20 protein-coding genes and 6 pseudogenes are annotated in these 22,137 nt (G+C 69.9%); 7 read left to right on the forward strand and 19 right to left on the reverse strand.

Annotated elements, in window-relative coordinates; all coding sequences use genetic code 11:
- Positions 1-52 precede the first annotated feature (52 nt).
- On the forward strand, positions 53-1,438 hold the full coding sequence (locus L2X98_RS07550; protein WP_259612849.1) for an alpha/beta fold hydrolase: 1,386 nt from the start codon (positions 53-55) through the stop codon (positions 1,436-1,438).
- Between the two features lie 264 nt (positions 1,439-1,702).
- Here L2X98_RS07550 and L2X98_RS07555 read toward each other — a convergent pair whose 3' ends face one another.
- The 11 genes and pseudogenes from L2X98_RS07555 to L2X98_RS07605 all read right to left on the reverse strand — a co-directional run bounded on the left by L2X98_RS07555 (position 1,703) and on the right by L2X98_RS07605 (position 10,610).
- Positions 1,703-2,545 (reverse strand): SDR family NAD(P)-dependent oxidoreductase, encoded by an 843-nt coding sequence (locus tag L2X98_RS07555; protein ID WP_259612850.1) that lies wholly within the window; start codon positions 2,543-2,545, stop codon positions 1,703-1,705.
- 134 nt (positions 2,546-2,679) lie between these two features.
- Complete coding sequence (locus L2X98_RS07560) at positions 2,680-3,624, reverse strand: hypothetical protein (protein ID WP_259612851.1); 945 nt, start codon at positions 3,622-3,624, stop codon at positions 2,680-2,682.
- An 82-nt stretch (positions 3,625-3,706) separates the two neighbouring features.
- Complete coding sequence (locus tag L2X98_RS07565; protein WP_259612852.1) at positions 3,707-4,300, reverse strand: UGSC family (seleno)protein; 594 nt, start codon at positions 4,298-4,300, stop codon at positions 3,707-3,709.
- A 132-nt stretch (positions 4,301-4,432) separates the two neighbouring features.
- Complete coding sequence (locus tag L2X98_RS07570; RefSeq protein WP_259612853.1) at positions 4,433-4,993, reverse strand: IclR family transcriptional regulator; 561 nt, start codon at positions 4,991-4,993, stop codon at positions 4,433-4,435.
- The gene (locus L2X98_RS07575; protein ID WP_259612854.1) at positions 4,986-5,255 is read right to left on the reverse strand and encodes a helix-turn-helix domain-containing protein; all 270 of its coding nucleotides are present in this window, start codon (positions 5,253-5,255) and stop codon (positions 4,986-4,988) included. Before L2X98_RS07575 ends, L2X98_RS07570 begins: the two co-directional genes overlap by 8 nt.
- A 146-nt stretch (positions 5,256-5,401) precedes the next feature.
- Complete coding sequence (locus L2X98_RS07580; RefSeq protein ID WP_354002959.1) at positions 5,402-6,850, reverse strand: ABC transporter substrate-binding protein; 1,449 nt, start codon at positions 6,848-6,850, stop codon at positions 5,402-5,404.
- 172 nt (positions 6,851-7,022) lie between these two features.
- Positions 7,023-7,448, reverse strand: a pseudogene (locus L2X98_RS07585) (ATP-binding cassette domain-containing protein); the annotation flags it as partial.
- Positions 7,385-7,798 (reverse strand): ATP-binding cassette domain-containing protein, encoded by a 414-nt coding sequence (locus tag L2X98_RS07590; protein WP_290427321.1) that lies wholly within the window; start codon positions 7,796-7,798, stop codon positions 7,385-7,387. The gene L2X98_RS07590 and the pseudogene L2X98_RS07585, both read right to left, overlap by 64 nt.
- 69 nt (positions 7,799-7,867) lie before the next feature.
- Positions 7,868-8,677, reverse strand: a complete 810-nt coding sequence (locus tag L2X98_RS07595; protein WP_259612856.1) for an ATP-binding cassette domain-containing protein — start codon at positions 8,675-8,677, stop codon at positions 7,868-7,870.
- Positions 8,674-9,630 carry an ABC transporter permease gene (locus L2X98_RS07600; RefSeq protein ID WP_259612857.1) on the reverse strand — a complete coding sequence of 319 codons (957 nt, stop codon included), beginning with the start codon at positions 9,628-9,630 and terminating at the stop codon, positions 8,674-8,676. The genes L2X98_RS07595 and L2X98_RS07600 overlap by 4 nt, the downstream gene beginning before the upstream one ends.
- On the reverse strand, positions 9,627-10,610 hold the full coding sequence (locus L2X98_RS07605; RefSeq protein WP_259612858.1) for an ABC transporter permease: 984 nt from the start codon (positions 10,608-10,610) through the stop codon (positions 9,627-9,629). The genes L2X98_RS07600 and L2X98_RS07605 overlap by 4 nt, the downstream gene beginning before the upstream one ends.
- Before the next feature lie 262 nt (positions 10,611-10,872).
- Here L2X98_RS07605 and L2X98_RS07610 point away from each other — a divergent pair, with 262 nt between their 5' ends.
- From L2X98_RS07610 to L2X98_RS07625, 5 genes and pseudogenes are all read left to right on the forward strand, one after another.
- On the forward strand, positions 10,873-11,679 hold the full coding sequence (locus tag L2X98_RS07610; protein ID WP_259613240.1) for a methylenetetrahydrofolate reductase: 807 nt from the start codon (positions 10,873-10,875) through the stop codon (positions 11,677-11,679).
- An 11-nt stretch (positions 11,680-11,690) separates the two neighbouring features.
- Entirely contained in the window at positions 11,691-12,563 is an 873-nt protein-coding gene (gene purU / locus L2X98_RS07615) for a formyltetrahydrofolate deformylase (RefSeq protein WP_259612859.1), read from the forward strand.
- Positions 12,564-12,608: 45 nt separating this feature from the next.
- A pseudogene (ligM, locus tag L2X98_RS07620) lies at positions 12,609-14,014 on the forward strand (vanillate/3-O-methylgallate O-demethylase).
- A 121-nt stretch (positions 14,015-14,135) separates the two neighbouring features.
- Positions 14,136-14,363 carry a PadR family transcriptional regulator gene (locus tag L2X98_RS20485; protein ID WP_354002962.1) on the forward strand — a complete coding sequence of 76 codons (228 nt, stop codon included), beginning with the start codon at positions 14,136-14,138 and terminating at the stop codon, positions 14,361-14,363.
- Complete coding sequence (locus tag L2X98_RS07625; protein WP_354003017.1) at positions 14,275-14,760, forward strand: PadR family transcriptional regulator; 486 nt, start codon at positions 14,275-14,277, stop codon at positions 14,758-14,760. The genes L2X98_RS20485 and L2X98_RS07625 overlap by 89 nt, the downstream gene beginning before the upstream one ends.
- Positions 14,761-14,774: 14 nt before the next feature.
- On the opposite strand, the gene L2X98_RS07630 is transcribed toward L2X98_RS07625, so the two are convergent.
- The 7 genes and pseudogenes from L2X98_RS07630 to L2X98_RS20490 form a co-directional block, all read right to left on the reverse strand.
- A complete protein-coding gene (locus L2X98_RS07630) occupies positions 14,775-15,554 on the reverse strand; it encodes an SDR family NAD(P)-dependent oxidoreductase (protein ID WP_259612860.1) in 780 nt (259 codons plus the stop codon).
- An 8-nt stretch (positions 15,555-15,562) separates the two neighbouring features.
- Positions 15,563-15,787 (reverse strand): cupin domain-containing protein, encoded by a 225-nt coding sequence (locus L2X98_RS07635; RefSeq protein WP_259612861.1) that lies wholly within the window; start codon positions 15,785-15,787, stop codon positions 15,563-15,565.
- 2 nt (positions 15,788-15,789) lie between these two features.
- Positions 15,790-17,247, reverse strand: a complete 1,458-nt coding sequence (locus L2X98_RS07640) for a VOC family protein (protein WP_259612862.1) — start codon at positions 17,245-17,247, stop codon at positions 15,790-15,792.
- A 109-nt stretch (positions 17,248-17,356) separates the two neighbouring features.
- A pseudogene (locus tag L2X98_RS07645) lies at positions 17,357-18,328 on the reverse strand (PrpF domain-containing protein); the annotation flags it as partial.
- 85 nt (positions 18,329-18,413) lie between these two features.
- Positions 18,414-19,025 (reverse strand): 4-carboxy-4-hydroxy-2-oxoadipate aldolase/oxaloacetate decarboxylase, encoded by a 612-nt coding sequence (locus L2X98_RS07650; protein WP_290427322.1) that lies wholly within the window; start codon positions 19,023-19,025, stop codon positions 18,414-18,416.
- 88 nt (positions 19,026-19,113) lie between these two features.
- Positions 19,114-19,566, reverse strand: coding sequence for a PIG-L deacetylase family protein (locus L2X98_RS07655; protein ID WP_259612863.1), 453 nt, complete (start codon positions 19,564-19,566; stop codon positions 19,114-19,116).
- Between the two features lie 64 nt (positions 19,567-19,630).
- Positions 19,631-19,759: pseudogene (locus L2X98_RS20490) on the reverse strand (PIG-L family deacetylase); the annotation flags it as partial.
- A gap of 434 nt (positions 19,760-20,193) precedes the next feature.
- Between L2X98_RS20490 and ligM (L2X98_RS07660) the strand changes: the two are divergent.
- A pseudogene (gene ligM / locus L2X98_RS07660) lies at positions 20,194-21,598 on the forward strand (vanillate/3-O-methylgallate O-demethylase).
- A gap of 282 nt (positions 21,599-21,880) precedes the next feature.
- Here ligM (L2X98_RS07660) and L2X98_RS20495 read toward each other — a convergent pair.
- A pseudogene (locus tag L2X98_RS20495) lies at positions 21,881-22,081 on the reverse strand (MarR family transcriptional regulator); the annotation flags it as partial.
- Between the last annotated feature and the right edge of the window lie 56 nt (positions 22,082-22,137).

The following is a 22,137-nucleotide window of genomic DNA, read 5'->3' on the forward strand; positions in this document are numbered from 1 at the left end:
AGGAGTCCTGATAATTGTTCCCGTCACCTACTGTTCGGACGAAGGAGTTCGCATGACCAGAGGATTCACCCGCGCCTTCACGACGGTCGCCGCAGCCGCGGCGCTCGTGCTCACCGGAGGTGTCGCCGCTCAGGCCGACGCCACGACCACCGCCCCCTCATCCACCCACTTCACCGGGACCCTCGCCGACGGTGCGACCTGGGTCGCCGACAAGCCCGCCGACTGGAACGGCGTGCTCGTGCTGTACAGCCACGGCTTCGGCACGCTCAGTCCCTCCGACGCCCCGAACCCCGACACCCAGGCCGCGCTGCTGGATTCGGGCTACGCGCTGGTCGGATCCTCGTACAGCGGACCGAGCCTGTGGGCCCTGGCATCCGCCACCGACGACCAGTTCGCGGCGCTCGCCGCCGCGAAGAGCGTGATCGGCCACCCGCGGCAGGTGCTCGCCCTTGGCACGTCGATGGGCGGGCTGATCAGCGCGCAGGAGGCCGAGCGCGGCAACGGCCGCATCGACGGCGCCCTGACCACCTGCGGGCTGCTCGGCGGCGGGGTGAACCTGAACAACTACCAGCTCGACGGGGAGCACGCCATCGCCCAGCTGCTGGCCGATGACCCCGACATCCAGCTGGTCGACTACGCCGATTCCGGGCAGGTGCAGGCGGCGACGGCGGCGTTGACGGATGCCGTGACCGCCGGGCAGCAGACGGCCCAGGGCCGCGCGCGCATCGCGCTGGCAGCGGCTCTGATGCAGACGCCCGACTGGATCAGCGGCGACACCCCGCCCACCGGCTACGCCGAGCAGCAGGCGCAGGAGGCCGCGTGGCTGCCTCCGCAGCTGAGCTTCGTCATCTCGGGGCGCCCCTCGATCGAAGCATCCGCCGGCGGCAACGCGTCCTGGAACGTCGGCGTCGACTATGCGAAGATGATCCGGCGATCCGACCGGTACCCGCAGATCCGCGCGCTGTACCGGACGGCGGGGCTCAACCTCGACGCCGATCTGCGCACGCTCACCCGGACCGCCGACATCGCCCCGGATGCCGACGCGCTGCGCAACCTGACCGCGACGTCCACGGTCACCGGCAAGATCACGGTGCCCGAGCTCACGCTGCACACGATCAGCGACCAGCTCGCGCCGATCACGTACGAGCGCCAGTACCGCGACCAGGTGAACCGCGCCGGCCGCGGCCACCTGCTGCGCCAGGCGTACACGCAGTCGATCGGGCACTGCAACTTCACTCCGGCCGAGATCGTGGGCGCGCTGAACACCGTGCACGCCCGCGTGTCCACCGGCCACTGGCCGAGCACGACGGCGCATGCCCTGACCCGGGCGGCGGATGTCACGGGTTACGGCGACAGCAGCTTCATCACGTATCACCCGGCCACGTTCGTGAACGCGCGCACCTACCCGCCGCGGCACCACCGCCCCTCCTGGCGCTGACCCGGGGTCTGATCCGGCCCGGGCTGGTGGGCCCGGGTCGGTTCGACCCGGTGCGCGGGCCGGGCGGCCGTGGTCGGTGCGCCCGGTCCGCTTCGCTGACTCGTCAGAAACGGTCGGAATCGGCATCCGAATTCCGACCACTCGGGGAAGGTGACGGCCTGTTCAGGTCCAGGCCGGAGCTCGAGGGAAGTCGGATGCCGACGGTCCCGCCGCGAACGTGGCCGTCCGCGACGCGATGGGGTTCGGCGCGCGCTGACGGGCCGGCTATTTCGCGCCGGCCTGGCCGACGTTGCGCATCGCGAAGCCGCCGCCGTCGACGTAGAGGATCTGGCCGGACACCCAGCGGGCGGCGTCGGTGGAGAAGAACAGGGCCGCCGAGGCGATGTCCCAGTTGTTGCCCTCGACTCCCATCGCCACGTTCTGCCGGCGGATCTCGCGCTGCTCCTGGTTCATGCCGTGCGCGGCGAACGCGCCCCAGATCATGCCCACGCGGACGCAGTTGACGCGGATGCGGCGCGGCGCGAGGGTTGCGGCGGCGCCGGTGGTGAGCTTCTCCAGCGCCGCCTTGGCGATGCTGTACGGCAGGCCGGGTCCGCGGCCCTCGGCCGCGCCGGACGAGATCAGCACGGCCGAGCCGCCCTCGGTCATGTGCTTCTGCGCATGCCGCAGCAGGTACCAGGCCGACTTCAGGTTGAGGTCCATGGCGAAGTCCCACGCCTCGACGCTCGTCTCGAAGATGCCCTCCACGCCGCCGCCGCCGATCGAGTCGGCGACCACGTCGATCCGTCCGAAGCGCGCGATGACGGCGTCCACCGTCCGGGCGACATCCGCGTCGTCGACCATGTCCACGATGAAGGCCTCGGCCTCGCCGCCCGCGGCCCGGATGCCGTCGACGGTGCGCTGCGCGGCGGCCTCGTCCCGATCGAGCACCGCCACGGCGGCGCCGTTGCGGTGGTACAGCCACGCCATCGCGAAGCCCACGCCCCCCTCGGGGCCGCTCAGTCCGCCGCCAGCGACGACGGCGACCCGGCCGGGCAACCACGGCGGCCCTGCCGTGGCGAGGGCATCGGTGACGGGGAATTCCCACGTGGACGGATCGCTGGGCATCGGGTCGCTCCTTCGTGTCGGGATGTCTCCCACTCTGGCCGACCGGCACCTCCCGCCACGTGGTCGGTTTCGCCGGGCGGAAGCCCAGGCCGCGCGCCCGAAGAAGTCAGCGGCCGATGTCGAGCCCCGAGCCCTCACCTCACCGGGAAGGCCCGGCCGGACCACTCCCCGAACACGCGGAACACCATCGACATGGCGGCGTTCGGCGAGCCGGCGACGATGATCGGCAGGCTGACGGCGGATGCGTCGGCGAAGACCGGGTGGAAGTGGTCGTCCGGGAACGGACCCTCCGGCAGCCGGCTGAGCCCCTTGCCCACCGCGGCGAGCTCGCCCTCCGTCCGGCCGGCGTGTGCGACGAGCCACTCGCGTACGTCCTGCTTCGACATCCCCGCCTCGGCGAAGACCCGCGCGTGGTCCGGGTTGAGCACAATGCCCACCGAGGAATGACGGAAGATCCAGGCACCGGACCGCTGGATCGTGTCGGCGAGATCGCGCAGAACCTCGACCGGGTCGGTGAAGTGCCGGTTGTCGACGAACTCGCACGTGCGCACCAGCATCACCGACACCGCGCTGTCGCCCGGCTCGAGCCCGCCGTCGACCGAGAACGGCTCCCACGGGCTGGACTCCTCGTCCTCGGCGATGCCCATCGTCCACCGGCCGGGAAGTCCCTGGGTCGCCTGCTCGAACTCATGCGGGCGGATGCCGAACCCGTTGCGCACGGTCAGTCCGAGGGCGCGCGGGATGGCCGCATTGGCCCGGAATCCCGGCCCGAGCACGCCCCCGGCGGCGTTCACGCCGAGTTCGGCGCGCAGCGGCCCGTTCACGATCACCAGCGGCGCCGGCCCACTCGTGCTCTGCCATCCACCGCCGCCGGCGGCTCGATCGGCCGAGAGGGCATCCCACGCGGCCAGCACCGCCGGGAAGTACTCCGGCCGACAGCCGGCCATCACCGCGTGCACGGCCGCGTCGCGCACCGTGACCGCCCGGCCCAGGCCGACGTGCCGGGCGACGATCTCGTCCGGGTCGCGCGTGGTGCCGGCCAGGAACCCGGCGATCGACTCCTCGGTCGCCGGCAGCACGGCAGCCCGTCCGACCAGCCCCGCTCGTACAGATGGTCGGCGACGGCGTGGGCCGCCTGCGGGTCGAGGACGGTGTCGGCGCTCACGCGGCCGGCCCCGCGGAATCCGTCATCCGCGCTGCGGCATCCGCCACCGGCTCCGCGGCATCCGTCATCCGCGCCGCGACCGCGTCGGCCAGCTCGTGCGCCCGGACTCCCAGCTCGTCGGCGCTGAGGTTGGCGACCGGATGGGCGGTGAGCAGATAGGGGAAGCCGCCGTCGCCCTTCAGATCGGCCATCGCCTGGGCGGTCGTCGCGAATGCATCGGTGCAGATGACCGCGGTGGGGATCCCGGCCTGCTCCAGCGCCACCCCGTCGGCGATCGCCGCGGCGCTGCACGAGCCGCAGTCGCCCACGCCGATCACGACCACGTCGCACTCGGCGGTCAGCTCGTGCAGCAGCTCGTCGGACAGGGGCAGCGCGAACGGCCGCTTGGTCCGGGCCACGAGCCGCCCGGCGCCGTGCCGATCGGCGAGGATCTCACCCAGGTCGCCGAGCAGTGCGGCGGCGTTGCGCTTGGTGTTCTCCAGCAGCCCGACCCGCAGTCCGTGCAGCGAGGGCTGCCTCGGCGCACGGCGCGGACTCGGGGTCGGCACGACGCGGGCCGTGCTCACGGTCGGATCGATGATGGTCTGCATCGCGGGTCCTCCTGGCGTCTCGCGTCGGACCAGGATGCGACGCCGAGACCGTCGCCGTCGCCGGCCGCTTCCGCGCGGTGGAAGCGGAACTGCAAGCCGAACTGCGACGCCGGGTCGGACGGACGCCCCCGCTCAGCGCCGCGCGAGATGCCGCAGGTGGAATTCCCGCGCGCCCGGGCTCATCGGCGCCGGCCGGTCCAGCAGCGCATGCGAGGCCCGCACCGCGGTGCCGCGCACGAGCTCGGCGTACTGCTCGGGCTCATGCCGGTCCAACAGGCACACCAGACCGACGGATGCCTCGACCTGGCCATCCGGTCCGGTCACCGGCGCCGCCACCGAGCCGGCGCGTGCGGTCAGCAGGCCGCGCGTGATCGAGACGCGGTCGTGGCGGATGCGCTCCAGCAGCGCGCGCAGCTCACCCGGGTCGACGATCGTCTGCGGCGTGTAGCGACGCAGGGGGCCCCTCAGGTACTCGTCGATCACGTCGTCCGGGGCGAACGCGAGCAGCACCAGGCCCGTGCCGCCGACGTGCATCGGCAGCCGACCGCCGATGCGGTTCTGGCCGGTGTAGTTCGGATGCGGGCGCAGCGCCTCGAGGTAGATGAGATCCAGCCCGTTGCGCACCGCGAAGTGGACGGTCATGTTCGTGCGCCGGTGCAGATCGATCAGATGCGGCAGTGCCCGCTCACGCAAGCCGCAAGCCCTCGGTGGAGGTCGAGGCCAGTTCGAGGATCTTCGGCCCCAGCCGGTACTTGCCGCACTCGTCGACCTCCAGGCCCTCCCACGCGAGCACCTCGTGCACGAGCCGGTGGGTGGTGGTCAGCGTCAGCCCGGCGTGGCGGCTGATCTCAGACAGGGTGAGCCGCCCGCCGCCCTTCGTGAACGCGCCCAGCAACGCGAGCACACGGCCGGCCGCGGTCATCTTCGGTGCATCGATCAGGCTGTCGGCGGACATCGTCGCTCCTCCCTCACCGTCGGAATCGACGCTAGGCCCACGGCTGCCGCCGATGATCGCCCTTTTCGCTGCACGGAAGACGGCGGGGCCGCCCGGATCCCGGACGGCCCCGCCGCTGTGCTGTCGCTGCCTCGCCGCCGTGCGGATCAGCCCTTCAGCGACATCGTGGTCCACGGCAGCATGCTCGTGGACGGCTGGCGGTCCAGCTGCCCGTCCCAGCGCGTGGTGTTCACCGTCGGGAACGAGCCGTAGTACCAGCTGATCGGCGCGTAGAACATCAGCTCGTCGGCCCGCTGCTGCAGGTCCTTGAAGGCCTCGCCGCGCTGGGCGCGGTCGGTGGTGGCCAGGGCGGCGTCGGCATCCTTCTGGATCCGGTCGTCGCAGATCTGCGAGGGGTTGGATGCCGCGGCCCGGTCGGGGTTGCAGGCATACCAACGCACGATCCCGGTGCTCGGATCGGCCCCGACGGTGGACCGCAGGAACGCGAGGTCGAAGTCGCTGTCGGTGTACACCTTCTCGGTGAACACGCTCCCCGAGGTGCCGACGAGGTTCGTCTTGATGCCCACCTCGGCCAGCTGCGACTTGACCATCTCGGCGGTGGCGGCCACCTCGGAAAGCTCGGAGATGTACCGCACGTTCAGCGTGAACCGGGTGCCGTCGGCCTTCTTCGGGAACCCGGCGTCATCCAGCGCCGCGTTGATCGCATCGACGTTCCGGGGATACTCGCGGTCGAAGTCGATGTCGGTGTTCAGCGCCCAGTCCAGCTCGGGCGGGAAGAACCCGGTGGCGGGCTCGCCGAGCCCGGCCAGGGCGACGTCGGTGACCGCCTTGCGGTCGATCGCCGAGAACACCGCCTTGCGCACGGCGGGATCGGCCAGCGCGGTGCTCTTGCCGTTCATCATCACGGTCACGTCCTGCGGGAAGAACCCGGTCCGCTGCAGTTCCAGGTTCGGGTCGTCGGCGACCTTCTTCTGCTGTGACGGGTCGACGTCGGCACGGTCCACCTCGCCGGTCGACAGCGCCGCCATCCGCGCGTTCGGATCGGTCATGATCGGGTAGACGGTCCGGTCGACCTGCACCTTTCCGCCCCAGTAGTCCGGGTTCTTCACGAGGACGACCTGCTGGCCGGACTCATACGAGTCGAACTTCATCGGGCCGGTGCCGATCGGGGCCATGTTGGCCTTGTTCGTGACGTAGTCGGTGCCCTCGTACACGTGCTTGGGCAGCATGAACTGCTGCGCGACGGTCTCGAGCACGGGCCCGTACGTCTCGGAGAAGTGCACCACCACGGTGTGCTCGTCGGTGACCTCCACGGACGAGATGTGGTCGGCCAGCGCGGCGCCGAACGTCTGCAGGGCGACGATCTCGTCGAAGTTGAACTTGACGTCCTCGGCGGTGAACGGCTCGCCGTCGTGCCATTTCACGCCGGAGCGCAGATGCAGCGTGAGCTCGAGCCCGTCGTCGCTCAGGTCCCACGACTCGGCCAGCCCGGGGGTGAGCTTGCCGGTCTCGTCGATCCGGATCAGCGTGTCCATGATCTGGGCGCTGAACATCGTCGGCGTGGCGCCGCTGATGAGCTGTCCGTTCAAGCCCATCGGGTCGTCGGCGATCGCCTGGACGTACACCTTCTCGCCGTCGGCATCCGCGCTTCCGCCGGTGCAAGCCGGTGGCGACCAGCGCCAGCGCCGCGAGGGCACCGACGATCCCGGCCACCCGGGTGCTGTTTCTTCTGCTCATGATCTTCCTCTCGGTGGGGAGCCGGCCGTCATGCCAGGACGGGGCTGCGGCCAGCAGCTCCTTGGTGTACGGATGCCGGGGGTCGGCGAAGATGGCGTCCTTGCTGTTCTCTTCGACGATCCGGCCGTCCTTCATCACGTAGACGTAGTCGGCGACCTTGCGCACCACGGCCAGATCGTGCGTGATGAACACGTATCCGACGCCGAGCCGCTCCTGCAGGTCGCGCATGACGTGCAGCACGCCGGCCTTGACCGAGGCATCCAGCGCGGAGACCGCCTCGTCGGCGATGATCACGCGCGGGTCCAGCGCGATCGCGCGGGCGATGAGCACGCGCTGGCGCTGGCCGCCGCTGAGCTCGTGCGGGAACCGGTCGACGAACCGGTCGGCCGGGCTCATCCCGACCAGCGCCAGCACGTCGGCGGTCTTCTCGCGCACGGCGCTGCGGCTGCGCGCCATGCGGTGCAAGCCGGATCACTTCGCCGATCGCCTCGCCGACGCGCTTGCGCGGGTTCAGCGACCCGGCCGGATCCTGCAGGCACCGCCTGCACCCGCCGCCGGTAGGCGACGGTGGCGGCGCGACCCATCTGCCGCAGCGGCACGCCGTCGAGTTCGACGCTTCCGCCGGTCGGGGCCAGCAGGTCCAGGAGCAGGCGGCCCAGCGTGCTCTTGCCGCTGCCGCTCTCGCCCACGATCGCGATGAACCTGCCGGGCTCGGCCCGCAGAGTCACGTCCGTCACGGCCGCCACCTCGCCGCCGCCGCGCCGTGCGCGGAACACCTTCGACACGTTCTTGGCCTCAAGAAGCACGGGCGACCTCCTCGGCCAGTTCGCGGCGCAGGGCCGGCGGGATGGAGTACAGCTCCAGTCCCTCGTCGGTCACGCTGCGCACGCTGCGCAGCGAGCGCCTGGGTGTAGGGATGCTGCGGGTGATGCAGCACCTCGTCGGTGGCGCCGTCCTCTACGATCCGGCCGTTGTACATGACGTAGATCCGGTCGGTCATGCCGGCCACCACGGCGACGTCGTGCGAGATCAGGATGAGGGATGCCCCGGCCCCGGTCACGGCCGCCTCCAGTGTGTGCGGCGACCCGCCGCTGCACCGTGGCGTCCAGCGCCGTGGTCGGCTCGTCGGCGATGATCAGTTCCGGCTGCTTGGCCAGGGCGATGGCGATCAGCACCCGCTGGCGCATGCCGCCGCTGAGCTCGTGCGGGAAGCGCTCGGCGACGTCCTCGACCCGGTCCAGCCCGGCCTCGGCCAGCGACCGGTGCACATGGGCGAGCACGTCGGCCCGCGGCATCCCACCGTGCACGCGCACCGATTCGGCGACCTGTCGCCCGATCTTCATGGTGGGGTTCAGGAACGTGAGCGGGTCCTGGAACACCATGCTCACGGTGCGGGAGCGCACCGTGTCCCATGCGTCGCGCGAAGCGCCCAGCATCTCGAGGCCGCACATCCGGATCGAGCCGTGCACCCGCACCCGGGGCGAGGTGGGCAGCAGGCCTGCGATCGCGCGGCCGGTCACGGACTTGCCGGATCCGGATTCGCCCACGATCCCGATCCGCTCGCCGTCGGCGACGGTCAGGTCGACGGCGGTGACCGCTTCGATCTCGTCGCGTTCACCGGACGGCAGCACGACGTTGAGGCCGGCGACCTGGAGCAGCGGCGTCGACGGGGCATTCGCACTCATTTGACCCTCCCGACGGTCGGGTTGAAGGCGTCGTTGAGTCCGTCGCCGAGGATGTTGATGGCCAGCACGGTGAGGAAGATCAGCGCGCCGGGGAACAGCGCGAGCCACCAGCCGGACTGCATGTACGCCTGCGCCGAGTTCAGCAGCGCGCCCCAGCTGGGCCGGTTCGAGTCGCCCACGCCGAGATAGGCCAGGCCCGACTCGACGAGGATCGCCCGTCCGACCGTCATGCTGGTGGCCACGAGCACCGGCGGCATGGCGTTGGGGATGACGTCCGACCAGATGATCCGCGGGCCGCGGAACCCGGCGGCCTTGGCCGACTCCACGTACCCCAGCTGCGAGATGCGCATCGCCTCGGCACGGGCGATCCTGCCCACCGCCGGCCACATCGTGATCGCGAGGATCACCACGATGATCAGGACGCTCGAGCCGAGCAGGGCCGCCGCCACCAGTGCCAGGACCAGGCCCGGCAGCACCTGGAAGAACTCGGCGACCTTGACCAGGGCGGTATCGGCGAAGCCGCCGTAGTACCCGGCCAGGCCCCCCACCAGCAGGCCGAAGGTCATGCACAGCAGCGCGACGCTGAACCCGACCAGCAGCGAGATCTGCCCGCCGTAGACGACGCGGGCGAGGTAGTCGCGGCCGAGCATGTCGGTGCCCAGCGGATACTCGGCACTCGGCGGGGCGAGCACGGTCTGCGAGGTCGTGACCGGGTCGCCGACGAAGAACGGTCCGAGGAACGAGATGAGCGCGATGACCACGAGCAGGATGCCGAACACCAGCGTGGACGGCTTGCGGAAGAAGGTGCGCCAGGCCGAGGACCGACGCCGGCGTGCCAGCGCGACCGGCTCGGTCTCGGGCGCGCCGCCGGCCGGGGCGCCGATGTCGATGCCGGTGCCCGGGCGGGGGGCGGCGCCGAGCCCGGCGGTGTCGATGTCGCTCTGCGTGGTCATGCTCTCGCTCCCGTCGTGCGGGCGAAGCGCGCGCGCAGGCGCGGATCGACCAGGCCGTAGACGATGTCGGTGAGGATGTTGACGATGATGATCGTGACGGTCAGGACGATCGCCACGCCGAGCACCACCATGTTGTTCTGCGAATTGATCGCGTCCACGAACAGCAGGCCCATCCCGGGCCAGCCGAAGACGCTCTCCACCAGCGCCGACCCGGCGAACAGGAATCCGAGGCTGTAGCCGGCGACGGTGACCATCGGCAGCAGGGCGTTCGGCAGGGCGTGCTGCCACAGCACCCGCTGCGGGCTCAGACCCTTCGAGCGGGCGGTGTCGATGAAGTCCTGCCCGAGCGACTCGATCATCGAGGCGCGCATGATCCGCGTCTTGTACGCCAGCTCGGTCGCGGCCATCGTGATCACCGGGAGCACCAGGTAGCGCAGCGAGATCCCGCTCTGGCCGTACGGCGCCTTGCCCTGCGTCGGGAACCAGCCCAGGGTCAGCGAGAAGATCAGGATGAGGATCATCCCGAGCCAGAACCCCGGCACCGAGAACAGCCCGACGGCGATGCCCGAGATGCCGCCGTCCAGCCACCGCCGCCGGGTGCGCGCGGCGATCGAGCCGAGCACGATGCCGCCGATCGTGGAGATGAGGAAGGCCGGCACCGCCAGCGCCAGCGTGTTGCCGGCCCGGCTGAGGATGAGCCCGAGCACCGGCTCGTTGTTCGTGCCGAAGGAGTAGCCCAGGTTTCCGGTGAGCACGTTTCCCACGTACGCGAGGTAGCGCTGCCATACCGGCTGGTCCAGGCCGTAGGCGGCGGTGATCTGGGCGCGGAACTCCGGCGAGATCGGCACATCGCCGACCAGGGTCTGCACCGGATCGCCCGGCGCGAGCTCGAGCAGGAAGAACAGCACCGTGATCACGACCAGGAACAGGAGCAGCGACGAGAGCAGCAGCTTGCCGACATGAACGACGTACGACTTCACAATCACTCCCTCGTGTGCGGCGTCGGGCCACCATCGCCGCCGGGGCCCCACGCCCTCAAGGCGTGCTTCCGCGGTGTGGAAAGGCCGCCGCGAGGCATCCGGATTTCCCTCTTGTATTTACCTATGCCCATAGGTAATGTGGACTATCGGAAGCACACAGCCGCGCTTCCCTGGCAGACGGAAGGATCCGTACGTGGCTCATATCGCCCCCGCACCGAACAAGACCGCCGCTCTCGAGTTGGTGGAGGGTTTCTCGTTGGAGATGACGGGGAAGGATGTCCCGGGATTGCGGGAAGCGGCGTCTGTGATCCCGCAGGGCACGAAGATCAACGTGACGTTCCTGGGTAACGAGGACCTGCCGATGCGGGTCGCGGCGGCCAAGGCGGTGAAGGAGCTGGGCTTCGTCCCGGTCCCGCATATCTCGGCCCGGCGGATCGGGTCGCTGGCCCAGCTGGAGGAGTTCCTGGGCGCCCTGGCGGAGGTCGGCGCGACCGAGCACGTGTTCTCGGTGGGCGGTGACCCGGCCGAGCCCGAGGGCCCGTACCCGGACTCGTTGAGCGTGATCCGCACCGGCATCCTGCAGAAGTACGGGGTGCGGGAGGTCTCGATCGCCGGTTACCCGGAGGGTCACCCCGACATCCCGAACGATGTGCTGTGGCAGCACCTGGAAGACAAGTCCGCGGCGCTTTCGGAGCAGGGGCTGGATGCTGTCATCCTGACCCAGTTCTCGTTCGACACCGACCCGGTGGTGGCCTGGATCGATCAGGTCCGCTCCCGCGGGATCGACACGCAGATCCGGATCGGGACGCCGGGACCGGCCGGGATCAAGCGGCTGCTCGGGTTCGCGCGGCGCTTCGGGATCGGGGCGAACGCGATGATCGTGAAGAAGTACGGGTTCTCTCTGACGAACCTGATGGGCACCGCGGGCCCGGACCGGTTCGTGTCGGATCTGTCCGCACGGCTGGCCGAGGATCAGGGATCCGGTAGCGTCAAGCTCCACTTCTATACGTTCGGCGGACTGAAGGCCACCTCCGAGTGGGCGGCCGAATACGTGACCGCCCAGTCCTGAGGAGACACGGCATGACCGCGCATATTCAACCGAACAAGGATCACGCCTGCCTGATCGTGCACGGCCCGGACCAGCCCGGGCTGGTCGCGGCCGTGACCGGGCTGATCACCCGCAACCAGGGCAACATCGTCACCCTGGACCAGTACTCCGACAACCCGGCCGGTGGCGCGTTCTTCCAACGGGTGGTGTTCCACCGGGCGGACCTGTCCGCGGCGCTGCCCGAGATCCAGGCCGACCTGGACGCCACACTGTCCCCGTATGGGGTGGAGTGGACGTTGACCGATCAGTCCATCCCGAAGCGGATGGCGATCCTGGCCTCCACCAGCGACCACTGCCTGCTCGAACTGCTCTGGCGGCACCGCCGCGGTGAGCTGCCGGTCACCATCCCGATGGTCATCAGCAACCACACCAACACCGCCGAGGACGTGCGCACGTTCGGGATCCCGTTCTTCCACGTCCCCTCCGCCGGGCCGGACAAGTCCGAGGCCGAAGCGAAGATCCTGGAACTGCTGGCCGGGAACGTGGACTTCGTGGTCCTGGCCCGGTACATGCAGATCATCAGCGAGGACTTCCTGCAGAAGGTCGCCGTCCCGGTGATCAACATCCACCACTCCTTCCTGCCCGCCTTCATCGGCGCCGCCCCGTACCGCAAGGCCAAGGAACGCGGCGTGAAGCTCATCGGCGCGACATCCCACTACGTCACCGAAGACCTCGACGAGGGACCCATCATCGAGCAGGACGTAGCCCGCGTGGACCACTCCATGACCGCGAGCGACCTCCAAGCCCGCGGCGCCTACGTCGAACGCGCCGTCCTGTCCCGCGCCGTCCAATGGCACGCCGAAGACCGCGTCATCCGACACGGCAACCAAACCATCGTCTTTTGACCCCGACCAACCATCCCGAAGAAATCATGAAACAGAGAGGTTCCCATGGCTGACAACCTTCAGCAGCTGCTCGATGCGACCAACCCCGTCGAGCTCCTGCGCAACTCGCAGATCGGCTCCTACATCTATCCGGTCGTCCCCGCGGACTTCCAGAACTGGATCAAGGAGCAGAAGGCCTGGCGTGACACGTCGGTGCTCTACGACCAGTCCCACCACATGGACAACGTGTTCCTGAAGGGGTCGGACGCGATCAAGCTGATCAGCGACACCGCGATCAACTCCGTCGCGAACTTCGCCGTGAACAAGGCCAAGCAGTACGTGCCCACGACCGCCGCCGGTCACGTCATCGGTGACGGCATCCTGTTCCGCGAGGCAGAAGACGAGTACGTCTACGTCGGCCGCGCCCCGGCCTCGAACTGGCTGCTCTACCACGGCGAGACCGGCGGCTATGCGAACCTCGACGTGAGCGTCGACCGTCGCTCGCCCTCGCGCCCCTACGGTCACGGCGTCTCGCGGAAGTACTACCGCTTCCAGATCCAGGGCCCGACGGCCTGGCAGGTCATCGAGAAGCTCAACGGCGGACCGCTGGAGAAGCTCGGCTTCTTCAACATGTCGACGATGCGCATCGCCGGCAAGGACGTGCGCACGCTGCGCCACGGCATGGCCGGCGCCCCCGGGCTGGAGATCTGGGGCCCTACGCTGACCACGACGCCATCCGCGACGCGATCGTCGAGGCCGGCGCCGAGTTCGGCCTGGTCCCGGTGGGCTCGCGGGCATACCCGTCGAACACGCTCGAGTCGGGCTGGATCCCCTCGCCGCTGCCGGCCATCTACACCGGTGAGGCCGAGCGCGCGTACCGCGAGTGGCTCGGCGTCGACAGCTACGAGGCCACCGGCACGCTCGCCGGCTCGTTCGTCTCGGACAACATCGAGGACTACTACCTCACCCCGTGGGAGCTGGGCTACGGCAACTTCGTCAAGTTCGACCACGACTTCATCGGTCGCGACGCGCTGGAGAAGATCGACCCGGGCACGCAGCGCAAGAAGGTCACGCTGGCGTGGGACGCCGAGGATCTCGGCAAGGTCTGGACGTCGCTGCTGAACGTCGACGGCCCGAACTACAAGTTCTTCGACCTGCCCCTGGCCAACTACGGCTCAGCCAACTACGACTCGATCGTGGATGGCGACGGCACCGTCGTCGGACTGTCGATGTTCACCGGCTACAGCGCCAACGAGCGGCGCGGCCTGTCGCTGGCCGTGGTCGACCCCGACGTGCCCGAAGGCACCGAGCTGAAGGTCGTCTGGGGTGAGCCGAACGGCGGCACCAGCAAGGCCTCGGTCGAGCCGCACGAGCAGACCGAGGTCCGCGTCGTGGTCAGCCCCGTGCCGTACTCGACGGTGGCGCGCTCGACGTACCACGGCGGATGGCGCACCGGATACACGAACGAGTGAGCCGGTCGCTGTGACCTGACGGAGGGGTTCGGGCGTCCGCCCGAACCCCTCCGTTACTTCCGGTGGCGCCGCTGGCAGCCCGGGAACATGACTTGTTAGCCTCGGAGGTGAGAGGAGCCCCATGAGTCTGCGCTACGCGATCCTGGCGATCCTGCGCGTCGGCGCGCTGTCGGGATACGACCTGCAGAAGCAGTTCTCCCAGTCGGTCGGCCACGTGTGGCATGCGCCCGACTCGCAGATCTATCCCGAGCTTGCGCAAGATGGAGCACGCCGGGCTCATCGAAGGCGAGGAGCAGACGCGCGGCGAGCGCGGCACCCGGCGGGTGTACCACGTGACCCCGGCCGGTGAGACGGCGTACCGCGAGTGGCTCGCATCGCCGGCCGAGTATCAGCGGGTGCGCGATCCGGCCCATCTGCGCGCGGCCTACCTCGAGAACGCGACCCCGGACGCGGCGCGCGCCTTCCTGCACGCGCACATCGCCCAGTGGGAGGGCGAGCTCTCGCAGTTCCAGGGTCAGATCGACCAGATCGACCAGATGACCAGCACCATGCTGAACCGCCGCCTCGAGCGCATCCCCGCCGTCGAGCGCGAGCGTGCCATCGACTTCAAGCGGTTCGCCTACGAGGGCCTGGTCGACCGCGCCGACGTGGAGATCTCGTGGGCGCGCCGCGGGCTCGACCTCATCGAGCGGCTGGAACGCTCCGGCGCGTGGGACGACATGCTGGCGGCCTCCGCGCCCGAGTGAGCTCAGGCGCCGGGCTACGAGGTCTGGGGGCGGACGGCGTCGGAGAGGAAGGTCGCCACGCCGGAGAGGAACTGACCGCCGTCGACGCCGACCTCGGCGCCGGTGATGTAGCTCGCGGCATCCGACAGCAGGAACACCGCGACGTTGGCGACCTCTTCGGGCTCGCCGCCGCGGTGCAGCGGGGCGACGGCGAGGTTCGCGTCCAGGAACGTGGCCGGGGCGCTCGCGGTCATCTCGGTGCGGATGTAGCCGGGGTGGATGATGTTGACCCGGATGCCGCGCGGGCCGAGCTCGGTCACACACGAGTGGGTGAGTCCGCGCAGCGCCCACTTGCTCGTCGTGTAGGCGGCGGTGTAGTGGCCGGTCAGCCCGGCGGCGGAGCCGATGTTCACGATCGCCGACCCCGGGCCCATCAGCGGCAGCAGCGCCTGGATGCCGAGCATCGCGCCGGTGACGTTGACGGCGAGCACCCGATCCCAGTCGGCGCGCTCGACCGCGCCGATGCGCACCCGGTGCGTGACGCCGGCGTTGTTGATCAGGCCCTTCACCGCGCGGGCGCCGAGCGATTCGGCGAGGGCACTCCACTGCGCCTCGTCGGTCACGTCGAGCCGCCGATAGGTGACGGTCCCGGCAAGGCCGGCTGCGGCATCCGTCAGCTCTGGCGCGTCGTCGCGGACATCCGCGGCGATGACGTCGGCGCCCTGGCGCGCCAGCAGCAGCGCCTCTTCGGCTCCCTGTCCGCCGGCGGCACCCGTGACCACGAACAGGTTCCCCGCGATGCCGGGCAGCGTCATCTCGGTCATCATGCCTCCGGGCTGATGGGGCCGGGTCCGTCATGCGGTCCGTGATGCATGAGGGAATCGTGCACGTTCTCGGGAAGCACAGCGAGCACCTCGTCGCCGAATCGTCCACCCACGAGCACGAAGGCGACGCGGGCGAGACTCTCGCCTCGGTTGGCCCAGGCATGCTCGGTGCCCCGCTGGACGATGACATCGCCGGCTCGGGCGGTCACCTCGCCGTCATCCAAGATCAATGTGATCTCTCCTCGAGCACGATCCCGTAGTCGATCGACTCGGTGCGGTGCACCGGCGACTGGAGACCGCGTTCATCGAGGTGTCCGGGAAGGAACTCGTTGATCCGGATGCGGGTGCCGTGCTGTGGCGGGGGCACCGTGATCGAGCCGGCGGTCGGGTCCTCGGCCCCCGCGTGGATGTCGGCGGGCACCGCGTCCGTCGCCCACACCTCGTGGAAGGCGACGCCATCGTCGGGCAGCGCGCGCGTGACCGGCACCGGTCCGTCGCTGACGACGACCGAGACCCCCTGCGCGTCGTGGCCGGTCACGACGCGACGCGGAACGTGGAATCCGTCGCCGATCGGGTCGACGCTGGCGGCACCCTCGCCGCGGTGGTTCTTCATCGGGCGCGTGACCTCCTGTCGAGCCTGCAACCTGTGGTCCGGGTGCCGGTCGATCGACCGGCACCCGCTGCCCGCGCTCAGTGCCCGGCGAGGGCCTGCCGGTCGATCTCCTCCTGGTTCTCCACGTACGGCGTGCCGTGCGTGTGGAAGGTGGCCACGGTCTTCATGCCCCAGGCCTGGCCCTTGGCGCGCTCGGCCTGGCTCCACTGCACGGTCGGATAGTCCGGGTCCAGCAGCGAGCCGCGCCTGGGCGTTGGCGAACTCGATGCGGTTGCCGCCGGGCTCCCACACGTACAGGAAGAACGTCTGATTGATCGCGTGCTTGTACGGGCCGTACTCGATGTAGATGCCGTTCTCGAGGCAGATGTCGGCCGCCTTGAGGATATCCTCGCGCGAGTCCGGCGCGAACGCGAAGTGGTGGAAGCGGCCGCGTTCGCCGGTCCAGTCCTCGGAGTACACGACGTCGTACGACTTCTGGTGGAACCGGAACCAGCGGGCCGCGAAGTGGCCGTCGTCCATCCGCACCCGCTCGGACTCGCGGGAGTGCATGACGTCCTGCCAGAAGTCGCCGGCGGCGTCCACGTCGGCGGCGAGGTAGTTGATGTGGTCGAGGCGACGGGCGTTGATGCCCCGGCCGGGGTACGCCGAGGCCTGGTTCTTCAGCGCCGGGCGGTCCTCGTCGTCGGGCACGTACAGCTCGGTGTCGTAGTAGATGCCCATCAGGTGGCCGTCCGGGTCCTCGAACTCGTACGAGCGGCCGACGCCGACCTCGGGCTCGCGCCAGCCGTGACCGAGCCCGGCGGCCTCGATCGCGGCCACCCGGCGGTCGAGCGCGTCGGGGCTGGTGGTGCGGAACAGGGTCCGGCCGACGCCGTTGGTGTCGGATGCGGTCAGCTTGAGCGAGTACAGCTGGTACTCGTCCCAGGTGCGCAGATACGCCGAATCGCCGACGCGTGCGACCTCGCGCATCGCGCAGATGTCGCGGAAGAAGTGCAGACTCTCGTCGAACTTCGGGGTGAACAGCTCGATTCCGCCCAGGTGGGCGAGGTCGAAGCTCTCGGGATGTGCCATGGTGGGTCCTCCTTGACGGCTGGTACTGGTCACAGTCGCGGACGGGGAAGACCCGTCCGTCGAAGATCTTGCGGGCGGTGCGCAGCGACGTCGAGGTGGCCCGCCACGTGCCGTCCTCGTCCGCGGTCACGCGCACGCGGGCGGTGAAGGTGCCGCCCGGGTGCTCGATCGGGGTGTCATCGGCGTCGCCGAGGCTGGCCAGAGCGTGGCCGACCGAGCCGGGGATGCGGATGCCGGCGGCCACGGATGCCGCCATCAGCACGCCGATCGAGGTGTGCACACGCGACGGGATGAACGCGCGCGTGCCGATGGCGCCCCCGTGCCGGGGCGGCGACAGCAGGAACATCTTCGGCACCGTCTGGGCGGCGACATCCCCCAGTCCGAACAGGCGGCCGGCGTGCAGCCGCACCTGCTCGAGGGCGCCGCGCAGCTCGGCGCGCGACTCCAGCTCCTCCGGAGTCTCGTCACCGCTCACGCCGAACTCGGCGGCATCCATCAGCACCACGGGCATGCCATTGTCCACCAGTGTGACCCGGTGACCGGCCACGTCGTCCACTGGGTTTCCGGTGGGCAGCAGCGGCTTGGCGCCGGGGGCCATCTCGAGCTCGATCGGGCTCGCGGTGCCAGGCACGCCGGCGATGGCCACGGTGTTCATCAGCTGGGCGCCGTCGTAGTCGGGTCGGCCGCCGGACGAGGCGAAGGTCGCCGTGGCGAGGTCGCCGGTGTTCACCAGCCGGATGCGGACGGTCGTGTGCGGGTCGCCGGCGGTGATCAGTCCCCGCTCGACGGCGAACGGGCCGATCCCGGCCAGCAGGTTGCCGCAGGTCTGCCGATCGCTGACGATCGGCTCGTCGACCGCGACCTGCAGGAACAGGTAGTCGATGTCCACGCCCGGCTCGGACGAGGCCGACACGATGGCGACTTTGCTGGTCAGCGGGTGCGCCCCGCCCAGACCGTCGATCTCGGTCGGGTCCGGGCTGCCCATCACCCGCAGCATGAGGTCGTCGCGCTCGGCCGGGTCGGCCGGCACGTCCTCGGCGAGGAAGTAGGCGCCCTTCGAGGTTCCGCCGCGGATGAGCATGCAGCGGATGCCGTCACGCACCGGGTCGGCATGCACCGGGTCAACGTGCACCGGGTCAGCATGCACCGGGTCGCCGTCCAGCGGATCAGCGGCCACCGAAATACTCCTCCTGCGTGACGTAGGTGACGCCGAGTTCGGCCAGCAGCGGTCGCAGGCCCTTGCGGTCAAGGCTGAGCTCGGTGCCCGAGGCGTAGGCCTCGCGGTCGGCGGCCTCCTTCGCCACGCGGGCCTCGGCCGCCGTCAGCGCGGCGTCAGCCCCGGTGCGCGGGACGATCACGACGCCGTCGTCGTCGGCGACCACGATGTCACCGGGCGAGACCAGCTGTCCGCCCACCACGATCGGCACGTTCACCGAGCCGCCGGTCGCCTTGACCGATCCCTGGGCGAACACGTCGGCCGCCCAGACCGGAAAGCCCATCTCACGCAGGTCGGCGGTGTCGCGCACGCCGGTCGAGGTGACCAGGCCCCGCACGCCGCGCGCCTTCAGCGCGGTGGCGAACAGGTCGCCGAAGACCCCGTCGCCGCTCGGCGACGTGGTCGTGACCACGAGGACGTCCCCGGCCCGGCACTGCTCGACCGCGGCGTGGATCATCAGGTTGTCGCCCGGCCAGTTCAGCACGGTGACAGCCGTGCCGGCGATCCGCGCACCCTGCTGGATGGGACGGATGCCCGGGCCGACCAGGCCGGTGCGGCCCATCGCCTCGTGGACGGTCGCGACCCCGTGGACGGCGAGCGCGTCGGCGGTCGCCGCATCCCCCGGGCGATGTCGGTGACGATCACGCCGCTCATTCGAGCACGTCCGTCACCTGCGGGTAGTAGCGCATGTACGCCTCGCCCATGGTCTCGTGCGGCAGCCCGAGGTTCGGGCCGGCGTTGCGCTTGACCTGCACGCCGCGACGGACCGCGAGGTCGGTGTAGTACGACCACATGTGCTTCTGCGCCGGCAGGCACTCCATCGCGGCGCGCTTGCGGGGAAACGCCTCGGTGACATCCAGCAGCACGTTCGGCTTGAAGTCGCACTGCTCGCTCTGGTGCGGCTCGAAGAAGAAGACCGGCGGTGCGCCGATGATCTCCTCCTTGTTCGGGAAGCTGCCGTCGGAATTGGCGACGCCGATCGCCTGCGCGAGCACACGGGCTTCGAGCGCCATCCGCGCCGCTGCCGGGTGGTCGCCGTTGTACGGGTCGATCAGCGGATGCGTCAGCACGACGGTCGGCTGCACGCGCCGGTACACGTCCACGAGCTTGCGCCACCTCCTCGGGCGATTCGCGCAGCGGGTAGTCGCCGAGGTCGAGAAACTCGATCTCGGCGCCCAGGGCGGATGCCGCGGCCTCGGCCTCTTCGCGGCGGACGGCCTTGATCTCGTCCAGCGACTTGCCCGCCAGCCACTGCGACGCGGACTCGCCGCGCTCGCCGTAGGACAGGCAGACCACGGTCGCGCGCTCGCCGCGCAAGCGCGGCGGCGGCGATCGCGCCGCCTGCGCGCCAGACGAAGTCTCCCGCGTGCGCGCTGACCACCAGCAGGGAAGGGCTCACGCCAGTCATCGGACTCCTCACACGTCGTCGGGTCGCGGGCCGTGCGGCGGCGGATCCGCCAGGCGGGCACGGCCGCTCCCCACCAGCGAACCACACCCCGTGGTATTGGTCAAGAAATTGTCGACAATCTTGGTTCGTTTTTCACCGGTCGGAAATTACCTATGGACATAGTGATATTTCGTCCGTACCATCGAGCCAGGGTCGGTCCGCACGCGACAGTGCACAACAACGACAGTGCACGACAACGACAGTGCCCGCAACGCGGTGCACGAACGACAGTGCGCGCAACCAGTGCGCAGAGCCGACATCGACGTCGAAGGAGAACAACAGCATGGCTGGGAATCTGCAGGAACTGCTCGACGAGAAGGGGAACATCGTCCAGATGCTCCGCGACTCACAGCTGGGCACATACATCTATCCGGTGGTGCCGGCCGAGTTCACGAACTGGCGGCGCGAGCAGAAGGCGTGGCGCGAGACCGCGGTGCTCTACGACCAGACGCACCACATGGTCAACTTCTTCGTCTCCGGTCCGGACGCGCTGAAGCTGCTCAGCGACACCGGCATCAACTCGTTCGCGAACTTCCCGGTCGACACCGCCAAGCAGTTCGTGCCCACGGCATCCAACGGCGGCGTGATCGGCGACGGCATCCTGTTCCACGAGGGGCCGGACGAGTACGTCTACGTCGGGCGCGCGCCGGGCGCGAACTGGCTGCAGTTCCACGCCGAGACCGGCGGGTACGACGTCCAGTTCCGCTACGACGACCGCTCGCCGTCCCGCCCCTACGGCGAGGCCGTGCACCGCGACTACTACCGGTTCCAGATCCAGGGACCGGCGGCCTGGTCGATCATCGAGAAGCTCGCCGGCGGCACCGTCGAGCAGGTCAGGTTCTTCCGCATGGGGCACATGACCATCGCGGGCGAGCAGGTGCGGACGCTTGCGCCACGGCATGGCCGGCGCGCCGGGCCTGGAGCTGTGGGGGCCGTACGCCCAGCACGGCAAGATCCGTGACGCGATCCTCGAGGCCGGTCGCGACCTCGGCATCGAGCCGTGCGGATCGCGGGCGTATTCGTCGAACACGCTCGAGTCGGGCTGGATCCCCTCGCCGCTGCCGGCGATCTACTCGAGCGAGGGCGAGCGCGCCTACCGCGAATGGCTGCCCGCGAACAGCTACGAGGCCATCAACGCGCTCGCCGGCTCGTTCGTCTCGGACGACATCGAGGACTACTACCTGAACCCGTGGGAACTCGGCTACGGCTCGTTCGTGAAGTTCGACCACGACTTCATCGGACGCGACGCCCTCGAGAAGCTCGACCCCGAGCAGCAGCGCAAGAAGGTCACGCTGGCGTGGAACGACGAGGACCTGTCGAAGATCCTCTCCTCGGTGCTGGACCGCTCGGGCCCGGGCTACCAGTTCTTCGACCTGCCCAACGCGAACTACGGGTCCAGCAACTACGACGCCGTGATCGACGCCGACGGCAGCACCGTGGGGCTGTCGATGTTCACCGGCGTGACGGCGAACGAGAAGCGCGGCCTGTCGCTGGCCACCGTCGACCGCGACGTGCCGATCGGCGCCGAGGTGCGCGTGGTCTGGGGCGAGCCGGACGGCGGGTCCCGCAAGACCACGGTCGAGCCGCACGAGCAGCTGGCCGTGCGCGCCGTGGTCAGCCCGGTGCCGTACGCCGAGACCGCCCGCCAGGAGTACCACGGCGGCTGGCGGACCACCGGCACGCTGTAGCACGCGAGACGCACTGACGCCGCCCGGGCCCCCGGGCGGCGTCAGTGCGTCGGGGCCGGCACGCCCTCCTGCGAGCGAGCGGCGCGCCCGACGCAGGTAGTCGGCGAAGGCCGCCGCCTCATCCACCGAGAAGTCGCTGAGGATCAGCCGCTCCAGCTCGGTCACCCGCGGGCGCGCCCGCGCGATGGCCGCCGACCCGGTGTCGGTCAGGTACAGCAGCAGCCGACGCGCATGCCCGGGGTCGCGCTCGCGTCGCACCAGACCCGACTCCAGCATCGGGTCCATGGTCTGGGCCATCGTCTGGGCGCGCACGAACGACCGGCGCGCGAGCTCGGAGCTCGTGATCCCGGGGCGACGCTCCAGCACGGTCAGCGCGGTGTACTGCGCCGTCGTCATCCCGGCCGCCGCGCACGCGCCGTCGATGTACGGGCGGAGCGCCAGCTCCACCTGCTTGATGACGTATGTGAAGTTCGTCTGGTCCATGGCCCGTTCAGGGTAGCGTGACCGGCGGCTCTCAGTGCACGATTGCGGTCGACGCA

The sequence above is a fragment of the Microbacterium elymi genome, from assembly GCF_021582895.2.
GTDB classification, from domain to species: Bacteria; Actinomycetota; Actinomycetes; order Actinomycetales; family Microbacteriaceae; genus Microbacterium; species Microbacterium humicola.

Coding starts and splice junctions, on each gene's coding strand:
- L2X98_RS07565 (WP_259612852.1), bottom strand. CDS start 4,300: ATGCAGACCATCATCGATCCGACCGTGAGCACGGCCCGCGTCGTGCCG.
- purU (WP_259612859.1), top strand. CDS start 11,691: ATGACCGCGCATATTCAACCGAACAAGGATCACGCCTGCCTGATCGTG.
- L2X98_RS07650 (WP_290427322.1), bottom strand. CDS start 19,025: ATGGGCCGCACCGGCCTGGTCGGCCCGGGCATCCGTCCCATCCAGCAG.
- L2X98_RS07625 (WP_354003017.1), top strand. CDS start 14,275: ATGGAGCACGCCGGGCTCATCGAAGGCGAGGAGCAGACGCGCGGCGAG.
- L2X98_RS07630 (WP_259612860.1), bottom strand. CDS start 15,554: ATGACGCTGCCCGGCATCGCGGGGAACCTGTTCGTGGTCACGGGTGCC.
- L2X98_RS20485 (WP_354002962.1), top strand. CDS start 14,136: ATGAGTCTGCGCTACGCGATCCTGGCGATCCTGCGCGTCGGCGCGCTG.
- L2X98_RS07600 (WP_259612857.1), bottom strand. CDS start 9,630: ATGACCACGCAGAGCGACATCGACACCGCCGGGCTCGGCGCCGCCCCC.
- L2X98_RS07575 (WP_259612854.1), bottom strand. CDS start 5,255: ATGTCCGCCGACAGCCTGATCGATGCACCGAAGATGACCGCGGCCGGC.
- L2X98_RS07580 (WP_354002959.1), bottom strand. CDS start 6,850: ATGGGCTTGAACGGACAGCTCATCAGCGGCGCCACGCCGACGATGTTC.
- L2X98_RS07555 (WP_259612850.1), bottom strand. CDS start 2,545: ATGCCCAGCGATCCGTCCACGTGGGAATTCCCCGTCACCGATGCCCTC.
- L2X98_RS07610 (WP_259613240.1), top strand. CDS start 10,873: ATGACGGGGAAGGATGTCCCGGGATTGCGGGAAGCGGCGTCTGTGATC.
- L2X98_RS07550 (WP_259612849.1), top strand. CDS start 53: ATGACCAGAGGATTCACCCGCGCCTTCACGACGGTCGCCGCAGCCGCG.
- L2X98_RS07595 (WP_259612856.1), bottom strand. CDS start 8,677: ATGAGTGCGAATGCCCCGTCGACGCCGCTGCTCCAGGTCGCCGGCCTC.
- L2X98_RS07640 (WP_259612862.1), bottom strand. CDS start 17,247: ATGGCACATCCCGAGAGCTTCGACCTCGCCCACCTGGGCGGAATCGAG.